General features: G+C 68.8%; 1 protein-coding gene. It reads right to left on the minus strand.

Annotated features, from left to right (window positions below):
- Positions 1 to 802 (minus strand): DHA2 family efflux MFS transporter permease subunit (locus tag DD1DGNOD_RS24770; protein WP_131771145.1); only part of this gene is annotated, 802 nt, incomplete at both ends.

Genomic DNA, 802 nt, shown 5'->3' on the forward strand with positions numbered 1-802 from the left:
CCTGGGTGTAGGCGACGGTGCCCAGCACGCTCAGCAGCAGGCCGACGAGGACGAGCAGCCGGGTGCTGCCCCGGTCCGTGAGTTTGCCGACCACGACCATAGTGATCATCATTCCGAGCCCTTGCGGAGCAAGCAGCAGCCCGGCATCGGCTGCACTGCGTCCACGGACCTGCTGCTCGTACAACGGAAGCAGCAGCATCGCGCCGAACAACGAGACCCCGAAGAGAAACATCATCGCAGCCGAACCGGTAAAGGCCCGGCTCCGGAACATCCGTAGGTCGATGATCGGTTCGACGGCGACCCGCAGGGAGTGCACGGTGAACAGGACCAGCAGAACCGCACCGGCGACCAGTAGGACGATGACGTTCGCGTCCGCGAAGTTGCCCCGGCTGCCGGCCTCCGAGAAGCCGTAGACGACCGCCGCCAGCGCCGGGGAGAGCAGCACGAGCCCGCGAACGTCCAGCGGGTGCCGGCCGGGGGTCCGTACGTCGGGCATCCCCCGCCAGGCCAGCAGCAGGGCGACGAGGCAGACCGGGATGTTGACGAGGAAGATCCAGCGCCAGCTCAGGTTGTCGACGATCACACCGCCTATGACCGGTCCCAGGATAGGCGTCACCAGGGCTGGCACAGCGACCGCGGCCATCAGCCGCCCCAGCCGCTGCGGACCGGCAGCCTGAGCGAGAACGGTCTGCATCAGCGGCAGAAGCATGCCGCCGCCGATGCCCTGCAGGACCCGGAAGGCGATCAGGCTGCCGGCCGACCAGGCCGCGCCGCACAGCGCCGAGCCGGCGAGGAACAGCGC

It is taken from the genome of Candidatus Protofrankia californiensis, assembly GCF_900634765.1.
Lineage (GTDB): Bacteria > Actinomycetota > Actinomycetes > Frankiales > Frankiaceae > Protofrankia > Protofrankia californiensis.